The 12,599-nt window shown below is 71.3% G+C and carries 12 protein-coding genes; 8 read left to right on the top strand and 4 right to left on the bottom strand.

What is annotated here, in order from left to right:
• Entirely contained in the window at nucleotides 1-858 is an 858-nt protein-coding gene (pcaH, locus tag AB1K54_RS13725) for a protocatechuate 3,4-dioxygenase subunit beta (RefSeq protein ID WP_371203325.1), read from the bottom strand.
• Nucleotides 859-958: 100 nt separating this feature from the next.
• Nucleotides 959-1,717, bottom strand: a complete 759-nt coding sequence (locus AB1K54_RS13720) for an IclR family transcriptional regulator (protein ID WP_371203324.1) — start codon at nucleotides 1,715-1,717, stop codon at nucleotides 959-961.
• A gap of 100 nt (nucleotides 1,718-1,817) precedes the next feature.
• Between AB1K54_RS13720 and AB1K54_RS13715 the strand changes: the two genes are divergently transcribed.
• Together AB1K54_RS13715 and AB1K54_RS13710 are read left to right on the top strand one after the other, a co-directional pair.
• Complete coding sequence (locus AB1K54_RS13715; RefSeq protein WP_371203323.1) at nucleotides 1,818-2,573, top strand: IclR family transcriptional regulator; 756 nt, start codon at nucleotides 1,818-1,820, stop codon at nucleotides 2,571-2,573.
• A 263-nt stretch (nucleotides 2,574-2,836) separates the two neighbouring features.
• Nucleotides 2,837-4,024 carry a 4-hydroxybenzoate 3-monooxygenase gene (locus tag AB1K54_RS13710; RefSeq protein WP_371203322.1) on the top strand — a complete coding sequence of 396 codons (1,188 nt, stop codon included), beginning with the start codon at nucleotides 2,837-2,839 and terminating at the stop codon, nucleotides 4,022-4,024.
• A 37-nt stretch (nucleotides 4,025-4,061) separates the two neighbouring features.
• On the opposite strand, the gene AB1K54_RS13705 is transcribed toward AB1K54_RS13710, so the two are convergent.
• Nucleotides 4,062-5,297 (bottom strand): CynX/NimT family MFS transporter, encoded by a 1,236-nt coding sequence (locus AB1K54_RS13705; RefSeq protein ID WP_371203321.1) that lies wholly within the window; start codon nucleotides 5,295-5,297, stop codon nucleotides 4,062-4,064.
• Nucleotides 5,298-5,508: 211 nt separating this feature from the next.
• On the opposite strand from AB1K54_RS13705, the gene AB1K54_RS13700 reads away from it, so the two are divergent.
• Nucleotides 5,509-6,717, top strand: coding sequence for a CynX/NimT family MFS transporter (locus AB1K54_RS13700; protein WP_371203320.1), 1,209 nt, complete (start codon nucleotides 5,509-5,511; stop codon nucleotides 6,715-6,717).
• Between the two features lie 38 nt (nucleotides 6,718-6,755).
• Here the strand turns inward: AB1K54_RS13700 and AB1K54_RS13695 are convergent, their stop codons facing one another.
• Entirely contained in the window at nucleotides 6,756-7,247 is a 492-nt protein-coding gene (locus AB1K54_RS13695) for a MarR family winged helix-turn-helix transcriptional regulator (RefSeq protein WP_371203319.1), read from the bottom strand.
• Nucleotides 7,248-7,337: 90 nt separating this feature from the next.
• On the opposite strand from AB1K54_RS13695, the gene AB1K54_RS13690 reads away from it, so the two are divergent.
• From AB1K54_RS13690 to menE, 5 genes are all read left to right on the top strand, one after another.
• On the top strand, nucleotides 7,338-8,264 hold the full coding sequence (locus AB1K54_RS13690) for an SDR family oxidoreductase (RefSeq protein WP_371203318.1): 927 nt from the start codon (nucleotides 7,338-7,340) through the stop codon (nucleotides 8,262-8,264).
• Between the two features lie 79 nt (nucleotides 8,265-8,343).
• Complete coding sequence (locus AB1K54_RS13685) at nucleotides 8,344-9,231, top strand: amidohydrolase family protein (protein ID WP_371203317.1); 888 nt, start codon at nucleotides 8,344-8,346, stop codon at nucleotides 9,229-9,231.
• 3 nt (nucleotides 9,232-9,234) lie between these two features.
• Complete coding sequence (locus AB1K54_RS13680; RefSeq protein WP_371203316.1) at nucleotides 9,235-10,425, top strand: acyl-CoA dehydrogenase family protein; 1,191 nt, start codon at nucleotides 9,235-9,237, stop codon at nucleotides 10,423-10,425.
• Nucleotides 10,426-10,465: 40 nt separating this feature from the next.
• Complete coding sequence (locus AB1K54_RS13675) at nucleotides 10,466-10,918, top strand: MaoC family dehydratase (RefSeq protein WP_371203315.1); 453 nt, start codon at nucleotides 10,466-10,468, stop codon at nucleotides 10,916-10,918.
• Nucleotides 10,919-10,956: 38 nt separating this feature from the next.
• A complete protein-coding gene (gene menE, locus AB1K54_RS13670) occupies nucleotides 10,957-12,480 on the top strand; it encodes an o-succinylbenzoate--CoA ligase (RefSeq protein WP_371203314.1) in 1,524 nt (507 codons plus the stop codon).
• The last annotated feature ends 119 nt before the right edge of the window (nucleotides 12,481-12,599 follow it).

The following is a 12,599-nucleotide window of genomic DNA, read 5'->3' as shown; positions in this document are numbered from 1 at the left end:
TCAGTGCTCTCCCTCGGGCTCGAACCACGTGGCATCCGGGCCGTCGACGACGATGTCCCAGCGGTAGCCCATCGAGAACTCGGGCACCGTGAGGTCGTGGTCGTACGTGCCGACGAGCCGGTCGCGGTCCTTCTGGCTGCGGATCGTGTTGTAGATCGGGTCGAGCGCGAACAGCGGGTCGCCCGGGAAGTACATCTGCGTGACGATGCGCTGGGTGAAACCGCCGCCGAAGACCGAGAAGTGGATGTGCGCGGGACGCCACGCGTTGACGTGGTTCTTCCACGGGTACGGGCCGGGCTTGATCGTCGTGAACTTCCAGAAGCCGCTGTCGTCGGTGACGATGCGCCCGGCGCCGGTGAAGTTCGGGTCGAGCGGGGCGGGGTGCTGGTCGCGCTGGTGGATGTACCGGCCCGCCGCGTTCGCCTGCCAGATCTCGATCAGCTGGTTGGGGATGGGCCGCCCCCACGAGTCGAGCAAGCGCCCTTCGACCGTGATGCGCTCGCCCTGCGGCTCGCCGGTGTGCTGCAGGGTGAGGTCGGACTCGATCGCCGCGACATCGCGCTGGCCGTAGGCGGGCGACCACAGCTCGATCGTCTCGGGGTCGACCAGGCGCGGGTTCTTGGTGGGGTGGCGCAGGATGCTGGAGCGGTACGGCGGGAAGTCGTACATCGTCTGGCGCAGCTTCTCGCCGGCGGCCTCACGGCGCTCGTACCGGGCGTGCAGGTCGGCGATCTCCTGGTTGATCTGCGACTGCGGCGGCATGTCGGCCGAGGCGAGCAGCGACTCGGGAGCCGCCGCGGTCTGTTCGAGGACGACGGAGGACGAGAAGGTCTCGCTCGCCTGGTCGGTGTCGGTCATGGCTGTCTCCTTCGACGTGCCCGCCGATTCGCGTGGCACAACACGAAGATCGTGTCAGCGTCCGCGCCGCATTCGACGCCTGATTCCCACTCCGCGGGAATCAGGAGTCGCGCAGCGCGGCGCGCAGGTCTTTCGCCGACTGCAGGACGAGGCCGCTCAGACGCCTCTCGTCGGCGATGTCGAGCCGCACGACCACGCCGATCGCGATGGGCGGCAAGCCTTCGACCCGCGCGAGCGGCGCCGCGACCGACATGTTGCCGAGGGTCATCTCTTCTCGCGTGGTCGCGTAGCCGCGGCTGCGCGAGCGCGCGATGTCGGCGCGCAGTTCCTCGGCCGATGTGATCGACCGCGTGGTCTCGCGCTCCAGCGGCACCGCGAAGTAGCGCTCGAGCCACGCCTCGTCGCGCGTCGCCAGCAGGGCCTTCCCGACGCCGGTGGTGTGCAGCGGATGCCGCCCCCCGATGCGGCTCAGCGTGGGGATCGCTCCCTGACCGGTCACCCGCCCGACGAACAGTGCGGTCGCCGTCTCGGGAGTCGGGGCATCCAGCACGGCCAGATGCACGTTCTCGCGCGTGGCCTCGTACAGCCGCGACATGTGCGGAAGCGCCGTCTCGCGCAGCCGCAGCGACAGCGGCGACAGCTCGCCGAGCTCCCACAGCTTCGATCCGATCGTGTACCGGTGCCCGGGCGTGCGGGTGAGCAGGCCGAACGCGGTGAGCTGCGACAGCAGCCGGTGCAGAGTCGAGGACGGCAATCCAGTGAGCTCGCCGATCTGCGTCGCCGAAAGTGCCGGGTCGTCGTCGGTGAAGCACTCGAGCACGCGCATCGCACGCGTCAGTACGCCTTCGCCGCTGTCCACAGATTCTCCTCCCTCAACAGGCTACCGGTCCCCCGGGCCGCTCTCTTCGAGCCGGCTGAACGTCGGCTGGGCCCGAACGGCGCGCGTGGCATCCTGGGGCATGGCCAACTCGCCGTCGGGGGACTCCGCGATCGACCGCGTCGTGCGCGTGCTCGAGACGTTCACGATCGACCGCACGGTGCAGACCGCCTCCGAGATCGGCCGACGCGCCCGGCTGCCGTCGTCGACCGCGCACCGCCTCGTGGACGGGCTCATCGAGGCCGGACTGCTCGAGCGCGACGACGAGCACCGCGTGCGCCTCGGCATGAGGCTGTGGGAGCTCGCCCTGCGCGGCTCGCACGCCCTGCGACTGCGGCAGGCGGCGCTGCCGCACATGGAGCGGGTTCAGGCGCGCATCCGCGAGCACACGCAGCTGGCGGTGCTCGAGCAGGACTCGGCGCTGTTCCTCGAGCGGCTCTCGCACCCCGACGCGGGCGCCAACATCACCCGCATCGCGGGGCGGCTGCCGCTGCACGCCTCGTCGTCGGGGCTCGTGCTGCTCGCCTTCGCGCCCGAAGAGCTGCGTGAGCGCGTGCTGGCGGCGCCGCTGGCGCAGGTGGCGAAAGAGACGGTGACGGATGCCGCAGCCCTGCGCCGCCTGCTCGCCGAGGTGCGGCGCACGGGCGTGGCCGTCGCGCCCGGGTCGATCGAGGCTGTGTCGACCGGCATCGCGGTGGCGGTGCGGGATCCGCGCGGAGAGGTCATCGCCGCCCTCTCGGTGGTGCTGCCCCGGGACGCCCCGACCGAGCAGGCGGTGACAGAGCTCGTGCGCGCGGCGCGCGGCATCCGCTCTTCGCTCTCAGCCGACCTGCGCTAGCTCGACCGCTCCTTCGCCGTCGACTACGGTCGCCGTCGACTACGTTCGCCGTCGAATGCGTTCACCGTCGAATACGCGTGTTCCCGCCGAACAACCACGCTGCCCACGCGAATGACGTGGTTGCTCGGCGAGAACGCACGGTTTCGACGGGGTGGGCGGGACGCATGCGCAGAATGGATTCCCGATCAATGGGCAGACCGGTCGAACCAGCGACGGTCGGATACACACTGGGACGCAGCATCCGAACCGTCGAAGGAGACGACATGACCGAGACCGTGCGCACCCGCGTGGCCATCGTCGGAGCGGGCCCCGCGGGGCTGCTGCTCAGCCACCTGCTCGCCGCGGCGGGCATCGAGTCGGTCGTGATCGACCAGCGCAGCCGCGACCAGATCGAGCACACGATCCGGGCGGGCATCCTGGAGCAGGGCACGGTCGAGGTGCTCGACGGACTCGGCGCGTTCAGCCGCGCGCGCACCGTCGGGCAGCGGCACGACGGCATCGAACTGCGGTTCGCGGGCGAGGGGCACCGCATCGACTTCGCCGGCCTGGTCGGTCGCGGCGTGTGGCTCTACCCGCAGCACGAAGTGCTGAAAGACCTCATCGCGGCGCGGCTCGCCGCCGGACAAGATCTGCGGTTCGGCGTCACGGCGCTGCGCGTCGAGGGCGTGGCCTCCGATCGTCCGCGCGTGTTCGCGACCACAGCCGACGGCGACCCGCTCGAGATCGACGCGGAGTTCGTCGTCGGCGCCGACGGATCCCGCTCGGTCGTGCGCACCGCCGTCACCGGGTCGTCTGCGGGCGGGTATTTCCGCGAGTACCCCTTCGCGTGGTTCGGCATCCTGTGCGAGGCGCCGCCGAGCGCGCACGAGCTCATCTACTCCAACTCGCCGAACGGCTTCGCCCTCATCAGCCAGCGCAGCGCCACCGTGCAGCGCATGTACTTCCAGTGCGACCCCGACGTCGACCCCGCCTCGTACTCCGAGCAGCAGCTGTGGCACGAGCTGCAGTCGCGCGTGCCCGGCACGACCCTCAACGAGGGCCCGATCTTCCAGCGCGACGTGCTGCGCTTCAGAAGCTTCGTCGCGCACGAGCTGCGCCACGGGCGCGCGGCGCTCGTGGGCGACGCGGCGCACACCGTTCCGCCGACCGGCGCCAAGGGCATGAACCTCGCCGTCGCCGACGTCATCGTGCTCGAACGCGCGCTGCGCGCGCTGCTTCTCGAGAACGACGAACGCCTGATCGACGCGTACGCCCCCACGGCCCTGCACCGCATCTGGAAGGCACAGCACTTCTCGTGGTGGATGACCTCGATGCTGCACACGACGACGGATGCCTCGGACTTCGACCGGCTTCGCCAGGTCGGCGAGCTGCGCTCGGTCGTCGAGTCCGAGGCGGGCAGGCGCTACCTCGCCGAGGCCTACACGGGGTGGCCGCTGGAGGGACTGGCGTAGGGCCCCAGTGCCTTGGCGACGCGCCGAAGACGGCGGCTCAGCGTGAGGCGGCGATGCGCGCGGCGACCTCGGTGCGCAGCATCCGCGCCGAGATCGTGCCGCACACCAGCAGCGCGAGCACCGCGACCAGCACGACCAGCAGCGGCGCCGCCCACGAGCCGGTGAGCTCGTGCAGCCCGCCGAGGGCGAGCGGGCCGATCGCGGCGACACCGTAGCCGAACGACTGCACGAGTCCGGAGCGGCCCGCGATCGTGTGCGCGTCGGGCCCGAGCGACGTGAACGCGATGAAGACGACGGTGATGCCGGCGCCTTGCGCGAGGCCGCCCACCGCGCACCACGCCAACCACGCCGACGGGGCAAGGACGAACCCGAGCGGCACGACGAGCCACGCCAGGCCCACCGTCAGAAACCCCGCCGCGAGCGACGCCCGGATCGTGAGGATCGGGACGAGCAGCGCCCCGGCGATGCCGAACACCTGGAAGATCGACGCGATCGCCCCCGATGCCGCGCCCGAGAAGCCCTGGTCCGAGAGCATCGACGGCAGCCACGCCGTCACCCCGTAGAACGCGAACGCCTGACCCGCGAACGCGACGGCGAGCAGCAGCGTGGGCCCGTGCCTCCACGCCGAGCCGCGATCGCGGCGATCGGATGACGCGGCGCCGCCGTCGGGGCGCGCGACGAACGCCGCTCGAAGCCCCCGCAGCGGGATCCAGCACACCAGCGCGGCGATCGCGAAGCACGACCACGTCGTGAGCGCCCATCGCCAGCCGACGGCGTCGGCGAGGGGGGCCGTGGCGAGCGTGACCGTCATCGTCCCGATGTTGAGCGCCGAGGTGTAGACGCCCGTCATCGTGTGTGCGCGGTGGCCCGAGAACTCGCGAGCGATGATCACCGGGATCACGACGTTGCCGACCGTGAGGAACAGGCCCATGATCGTCGTGCCGATGAGCGCCCACTCGATGCCGCCCGCGACGCGGACGAGGCATCCGAGGATCGAGCCGACCAGCGTGACGGTCATCGCGAAATTCGCGCCGCCGCGGCGCACGAGCGCGACCGCGGCCGGCGCGAACACCGCGAAGCACAGCACCGGGATGCTGGTGAGCAGCCCCACGACGGCGGCGGTGACCCCCAGGTCGGCGCCCATCTCGCGCGCGACCGGCGCGACCGCGAGGAACGGCGCCCGCAGCATCGCCGCCGTGAGCACGATGACCGCGACGAGCGCGGCATAGTACGCCGTGCCGCGGCGCGCGGGGCCGCCGGTCGAAGGAGTCATCGCGCCCACGCTAGTCCGCTCCTCCGGCGGCGGGCATCGTCGATCTCGTTGGGCGGGTGCCGCAGCGCGGAGGCGACAGGATCAGCTCGTCGCCCGGAGCCGCGCGCGTTCGCGAAGAGCGCGCGGCGAGGGGGCTCCGACCGGTGCCGGGGCACCGGATGCCGGGACGCGGCCTTGGCGATCCCGCGCGGCTCGGATAGTCTCACGCCTCGTGACCGACACCGCCGCCGACCGCCGCACGAACATCGCGCTGCTGCTGGTGGCCGTATGCCTGGTCGCGGCGAACATGCGCCCGACGATCACCGCGCTCGGTCCGCTGCTCGACCAGATCGGCGCCGACACGGGCCTGTCCGTCGCGACCCTGGGCGTGCTCGCCGCGGTGCCGCTCGCCGCTTGGGCGCTGTTCTCGCCCGTCGCACACACCCTGAGTCGCCGGTACGGTCAGCCGCGCGCGCTGCTCGGGTCGCTGATCGTGCTCGCCGCAGGCACGCTCGTGCGGTCGATCCCGGGCCCGGTCGCGAGCCTGTGGATCGGCACCGCCCTCATCGGCATGGCCCTGGCGATCGTCAACGTGCTCATGCCGGCCGTGGTCAAGCGCGAGTTCCCCGGCCGGATCGCCGGCGTCACGGCGCTGTACTCGGCACTGCTGGGCGGCTTCGGCGCGATCTCGTCGGGTGTCGTGGTGCCCATTTCGCACCTCGAGATCGGCGGCGACCCGGCGGGCTGGCGCTTCGCGCTGCTGATCACCGGCGGCGTGCTGCTGCCGTTCGGCATCGGCGTGTGGTGGTGGACGCATCGCCGCTCAGGCCACATCCACGTGCGCTCCCCCGAGCACCACGGACGCACGGGCATCTGGACCGACCCGGTCGCGTGGCTCGTCGCCGCGTTCATGGGGCTGCAGTCGGCGACGTTCTACATGCTCGTGACGTGGCTGGCGGCGATCTCGATGTCGACGGGGCGCTCCGAGGTCGTCGCCGGGTTCGACGTCATGGTCTACCAGCTGTTCTCGATCGTCGGCTCGCTGCTGCTGCCGCTCACGCTGCGCGGGCGCGTCCAGCGCGTCGTGCCCGCACTCATCCCGTTCGTCGGAATGATCGGCGCGGTGGGACTCATGGTGGCCCCCTCGGGCGTGCTGCTGTGGGGCGCGATCCTCGGGCTGTTCGGCGGCGCATCGCTCGCGATGGCGCTCACGCTCGTGTCGCAGCGCGCTCGCGACCACGACGCCTCGGCCGCCCTGTCGGGCATGTCGCAGTCGGTCGGGTACTTCATCGCCGCGTTCGGCCCGATCGTCTTCGGCGGCCTGCACAGCCTCACCGGCGGCTGGACGGCGCCGCTCACGCTCCTGCTCGCCGTGCTCGTCGTGCTGGCGGTCGTCGGCGTCTTCGCCGGTCGCGATCGGTTCGTGCTCGAGAAGCGCTGACGGCTCGCGAAGCGCTGACGGGCTGCGCCGCGCGCGGTTCAGTCGGCCTCGGGCGCCCCTGCCAGCGCGCGCAAGTGCTCCTTGAGGCGCGCGATGTCGTCGTCGCCGAGCACCGCGAACGCGGCCGCCTCGGCGCGCTCGGTCGCGACGCGCGCGTCGGCGCACAGCGCCCGCCCCGCGTCGGTCGCGACGACGACGTTGACGCGCCGGTCGGCGGCATCCGGCTCGCGGCGCACGAGGCCCCGGCCCTCGAGCTCGTCGATCAGCGCGACGAGCTGGCTCGGGTCGAGGCGCAGGAACTCCGAGAGCTCGCGCTGGTTCGGGCGCTCCGCGCTGACGGCGAGAGCGAGCACGGAGTAGGAGCGCACCTTGAGCCCGAGCGGGCTCAGCACCTCGCTCGCCGCCGCGAGCGACAGGGCGTTCGCGCGGGCGAGCAGGAACGCGGCGTCCTCGCCGACGGACGTGCGCCACAGCCGGTCGAGGCCGCCGGCCGCACGCACCGCGGGGGTCGGCTGCTTCGGATTCGGCATGAGCACATGGTAATCGTTTCTTAGCAGATTCCAATCATTGACTTTCTCAATGATTTAGGTTTTCATGTCAGTACCAGCGAAGGAGCATCCATGTCACTCGAAGGCAAAGTCGCCATCGTCACCGGGTCGGGGCGCGGCCTCGGCCTGTCCTACGCGCGTGAGCTCGCACGTCAGGGCGCGGCCGTCGTCGTCAACGACGTCGACGCGCAGATCGCCGCCTCGGCCGTCGCCGCTATCGAGGCGGACGGCGGCAGGGCCGTCGCCGTGGTGGCTCCGGTCGGCCCGACCGAGACGGCGAAGCAGCTCGTGCAGACCGCGGTCGACACGTTCGGGCGCCTCGACATCCTCGTCACCAACGCGGGGGTCCTGCGCGACACCGTGCTGTGGAAGATGAGCGACGACGACTTCGACACCGTGATCGGCGTGCATCTGCGCGGCACGTTCACATGCGTGCGCGAGGCGGCGATCTATATGCGCGAGCACGAGATCCCCGGCCGCATCATCACGATCGGCTCCCCCACCGGCCAGCGCGGCAACTTCGGCCAGACCAACTACGCCGCCGCCAAGGCCGGCATCGTGGGCATGGTGCGCACGTGGGCGCTCGAGCTCAAGCGCGCGGGCATCACCGCGAATGCCGTGATCCCCGTCGCGGCGACCGCGATGACCGCGACCGTGCCGTACTTCGCCGCCGCCGTCGAAGCCGACGCCGCCGGAGAGCCGGTGCCCGCATTCTTCCGCCACGACCTCGGATTCGGCACCGCCGACGACGTCGCGGGGCTGATCGCCTACCTCGCCTCCGACGAGGCGGCCGGCGTCACCGGCCAGGCGATCGGCATCGGCGGCGACCGCCTGCAGCTGTGGTCGCACCCCGAAGCCGTCGTCACCGAGTACCACGAGGGCGGCTGGTCGTACGACGTGCTCACCGAGCGGTTCCCCGCCGCGACCGGCGGTTCGCTGCAGGGCGTCGGTGAGAAGTTCCCCCCGCTGCCGGAAGATCTGCAGCGGCCCACCGCGTGATCGACGGATGCCCCGGCCCGCGCCGTGCCGCGGCATCCACCCGTCTTCCTCCCACCCCCGCGACCGCAACGGAGCGAACATGACGCGTTACGAACCCGCCATCGATCTCGAGGCGATCGCCGCGATCGACGTGCACGTGCACATCGAGGTCGACGCCCACGGGCATGCATCACTGCCCGACGACCTCGTCGAGGCGGCGTCGAAGTACTTCAGCGCCGACGGCCCGCGGCCCGATCTCGACAGCGTCGCCGCGTACTACCGCGAGCGCCGGATGGCGGCGGTCGTCTTCACGGTCGACGCCGAGACGCAGCTGGGGCACGAGCCCGTCTCGAGCGAGGAGATCGCCGAGGGCGCCGCGCGCAACAACGACGTGCTGATCCCGTTCGGCTCGGTCGACCCTCGCCGTGCGGACGCGGTCGACCGCGTGAAGCGCCTCATCGACGACCACGGCGTGCGGGGCTTCAAGTTCCACCCGACCGTGCAGGGCTTCGATCCGAGCGACGAGCGGTACTACCCGATCTACGAGACGCTGCAGGGTGCGGGCGTCGTGGCGCTCTTCCACACCGGCCAGACCGGCATCGGCGCCGGCATGCGCGGCGGCCGCGGGCTGCGGCTCGGCCTGTCGAACCCGATGCTGCTCGACGGGGTCGCCGCCGACTTCGGCGACCTGCAGATCATCATGGCCCACCCCTCGGTGCCCTGGCAGGACGAGGCGATCTCGGTCGCGACCCACAAGCACAACACGTGGATCGACCTCTCGGGCTGGAGCCCGAAGTACTTCCCCGAGTCGCTCGTGCGCGCCGCGAACTCGTACCTGCGGTCGCGCATCCTGTTCGGGTCGGACTTTCCGCTGCTGACGCCCGACCGATGGATGAAGGATGCCGAGGCCGGCGCCCTCTTCAAGCCCGAGGTGCTCCCCGGCATCGTGAAGGACAACGCCGCGCGCCTGCTCGGACTCGGGGCCTGACCCGTGCCCGGCTTCGCCGTCGACACCGCGATCGGACTGGATCCGTACGGCTTCGCGCGGACGCACCTGAGCGAGCCCGCGCGGATCGCCCTCGAAGGGCTGCGTGAGACGCTCGACCGCGACATCCTGCCCCTCATGGCCCACGCGTGGGAGACGGCGACGATGCCGGATGCCGTGCTCGGCGCGCTCGTGCCGCTCGGGCTCATGCAGCCCGACGGGGTGTCTGCCGAAGAGGCGCGCTCGACGCTGTTCTCGGGCTTCCGCAACTACGTGCTCGCGCGGGCCGACGTGTCGGTCGCGACGATCTACAACGCGCAGTCGGGGCTGTTCCGCGCGACCGTCGCGCACGGCGGGTCGCCCGAGCAGGTCGCCCAGCTCGATCCGCTGATCCGCTCGTTCGCCGTGAAGGGCGTCTTCGCGCTCACCGAGCCCGGCCACGGATCCGACATCGCGGGGGGCCTTTCGACGACCGCCCGGCGCGACGGCGACGGTTGGGTGATCGACGGCGCGAAACGCTGGATCGGCGGGGCCGTGACGGCCGACGTGCTCGCCGTCTTCGCGCGCGATGTCGCCGACGGTGAGGTCAAGGCCTTCCTCGTGCCGGCGGACGCCGAAGGCGTCACGCTCCAGACGATCGGCGGCAAGGTGGCGCTGCGGCCGATGCAGAACTCCGAGATCACGCTCACCGGCGTGCGCGTCGGCGACGACGCGCGCCTCGCCCGCATCGACTCGTGGCGCGACGTCGCCCGGGTGCTGCGCGCGATGCGCTCCGACGTCGCGTGGATCGCGACCGGGCTCCAGGCCGGCGCGCTCGACGCCGCCGTCGCCTACGTGCGCGAGCGCGAGCAGTTCGGCCGGCCGATCGGCGGGTTCCAGCTCGTGCAGGAGAAGCTGGCGCGCATGCTCGGCAACCTCACGGCGTCGCTCGGCATGGTCGTGCAGCTGTCCATCCGGCAGGACGCCGGCGAGTTCAGCGACGAGAACTCCGCGCTCGCCAAGATGTGGACGGCCCTGCACGCGCGCGAGACCGTGGCGCTCGGCCGCGAGGTCCTCGGCGGCAACGGCATCCTGCTCGAGCACTCCGCGGCCCGGTTCTTCACCGACGCGGAGGCCGTCTACTCGTACGAGGGCACGCACGAGATCAACGCCCTCATCGTGGGCCGCGCGCTCACCGGCTCGTCCGCGTTCGTGTGAGCGCGGCATCCGTCATCGACAACCAACGAAGGAGAACCCCATGACCACCACCGCCGCCTACGCCGACGCCGCGAGCCTCGCCGGAACCGACCTCGGCTGGTCGGAGTGGCTCGAGGTCACGCAGGATCGCGTCAACCTCTTCGCCGACGCCACCGACGACCACCAGTGGATCCACGTCGACCCCGAGCGCGCCGCAGACGGACCGTTCGGCGCCCCGATCGCGCACGGCTTCCTGTCGCTGTCGCTCACGGTCAAGTTCTGGTCGGAGCTGTTCGACCTCGAAGGCGTCACCACGAAGGTCAACTACGGACTCGACAAGGTGCGCTTCGTGTCGCCGGTGAAGGTCGGCTCGCGCGTGCGCGGCGGCGCGGTCATCGCCGAGGTCACCGAGGTGCCCGGCGGGTACCAGTTCGCCGTCGACCAGACGATCGAGATCGAGGGCGCCGCCAAGCCCGCCGTCGTCGCGCGGGGCCTGTACCGCTTCTACGCCTGAACCGGCCGCGCGCCCACCCACCTCGAAGGAGAGGACCGATGCACAACCACGGACTGGGCTCGTGGATGGCCAAGCGCCGCCTCAAGTCGCCCGATACGACCGCCCTCGTCTACGGCGACGGCTCGGTCATGACCTATCGGCAGCTCGCCGACGGCGCGGATCGCGTGTCGGCGCTGCTGTGGGGCCGGGGCATCCGCAAGGGCGACCGGGTCGCGTACCTCGGCGAGAACTCGCCCGAGTTCCTCGAAGTGCTGTTCGGGGCGGTGCAGCTGGGCGCGGTGTTCGTGCCGGTGAACACGCGCCTCGCCCCGCCCGAGATCGCCCACGTGCTGGGCGACTCGGGGGCGCGCGCGCTCATCCACGACCCGGAGTTCGCGGCGCGGCTCGAGCCCGTCCTCGAAGGCCTCGACGTGCCGCACGTGATCCAGACGGGCGAGGGCACGGCCGAGCGACCCGGACTCGCGCGCATCGTCCGCACCACGACCGCCGGCCACGCAGACGCCCAGGTCACGCTCGACGACGCCGCCGCGATCGTCTACACGTCGGGCACGACGGGCCGCTCGAAGGGGGCGGTGCTCTCGCACCAGAACCTCACGTGGGTGGCACTCAACTGCATCGTCGACTACGACGTGGTGTCGACGGATGTCGCGCTCATGATCTCGCCGCTGTTCCACGTCGCGTCGCTCGGTATGGGGGCGCTTCCGGTGATCCTCAAGGGCGGCACGCTCGTCCTCGAGAAGGGGTTCGATGCTGGACGAGCGCTCGCGCTCATCCAGCGGCACAGCGTGACGATGCTGAGCGGCGTCCCGACCACGTACCAGCTCCTCGCCGACCACCCGGACTGGGCGACGACCGACATCTCGTCGCTCGCGAAGCTCACATGCGGCGGCTCGGCCGTGCCCAATCGCATCCTCAACGCGTACGAGCAGCGTGGCCTGTCGTTCTCGCAGGGCTACGGCATGACCGAGACCTCTCCGGGCGCGACGGCCCTGTCGCCCGAGATGACACGCACCAAGCAGGGCAGCGTCGGGCTGCCCCACTTCTTCACCGACGTGCGCATCGCCGACGAGCACGGCGCGATGGTGCCGCGCGGCACCGTGGGCGAGATCGAGATCTCGGGCCCGAACGTGTTTCCCGGCTATCACGGGCTGACGGATGCCACGGCCGCCGCCTTCACCGCCGACGGCTGGTTCCGCTCCGGCGACCTCGGCTACCTCGACTCCGACGGGTACCTCTACATCTCGGACCGCCTCAAGGACATGATCATCTCGGGCGGCGAGAACATCTACCCCGCCGAGGTCGAGAACGTCATCAGCGATCTCGACGGCATCTCGGGGGTCGCCGTGATCGGCGTGCCCGACGACCAGTGGGGCGAGGTGCCATGGGCGATCGTGACGCTGCGGGACGGGGCATCCGTCACCACCGACCAGGTGCGCGCGCACCTCGACGGCAAGCTCGCGCGCTACAAGCTGCCCAAGAACGTCGTCGTCGTCGACGAGCTGCCCCGCACGGCCTCGGGCAAGGTGCGCAAGGCCGATCTGCGCGCGCGCTTCGCGGGCTGAGTCGCTCGTCGGGTCGTCCGGAAGCCGGAACGCGAACCCGGAACTCGGCACCCGCCGAGAGCGCGCGAACGACGGCGCAGCCCGGCGCGGAAGCGTCAATCGTGCGCTCTCGACGGCGT

The sequence above is a fragment of the Microbacterium sp. BWT-B31 genome (assembly GCF_041379855.1).
Lineage (GTDB): Bacteria > Actinomycetota > Actinomycetes > Actinomycetales > Microbacteriaceae > Microbacterium.
This window is presented reverse-complemented; position numbering and strand designations above follow the sequence as displayed.

Bases quoted from the DNA above. Each gene is read 5' to 3' on its own strand.
- pcaH (WP_371203325.1), bottom strand. From the start codon at position 858: ATGACCGACACCGACCAGGCGAGCGAGACCTTCTCGTCCTCCGTCGTC.
- AB1K54_RS13715 (WP_371203323.1), top strand. From the start codon at position 1,818: ATGGCCAACTCGCCGTCGGGGGACTCCGCGATCGACCGCGTCGTGCGC.
- AB1K54_RS13710 (WP_371203322.1), top strand. From the start codon at position 2,837: ATGACCGAGACCGTGCGCACCCGCGTGGCCATCGTCGGAGCGGGCCCC.
- AB1K54_RS13705 (WP_371203321.1), bottom strand. From the start codon at position 5,297: ATGACTCCTTCGACCGGCGGCCCCGCGCGCCGCGGCACGGCGTACTAT.
- AB1K54_RS13695 (WP_371203319.1), bottom strand. From the start codon at position 7,247: ATGCCGAATCCGAAGCAGCCGACCCCCGCGGTGCGTGCGGCCGGCGGC.
- AB1K54_RS13690 (WP_371203318.1), top strand. From the start codon at position 7,338: ATGTCACTCGAAGGCAAAGTCGCCATCGTCACCGGGTCGGGGCGCGGC.
- AB1K54_RS13685 (WP_371203317.1), top strand. From the start codon at position 8,344: ATGACGCGTTACGAACCCGCCATCGATCTCGAGGCGATCGCCGCGATC.
- AB1K54_RS13675 (WP_371203315.1), top strand. From the start codon at position 10,466: ATGACCACCACCGCCGCCTACGCCGACGCCGCGAGCCTCGCCGGAACC.
- menE (WP_371203314.1), top strand. From the start codon at position 10,957: ATGCACAACCACGGACTGGGCTCGTGGATGGCCAAGCGCCGCCTCAAG.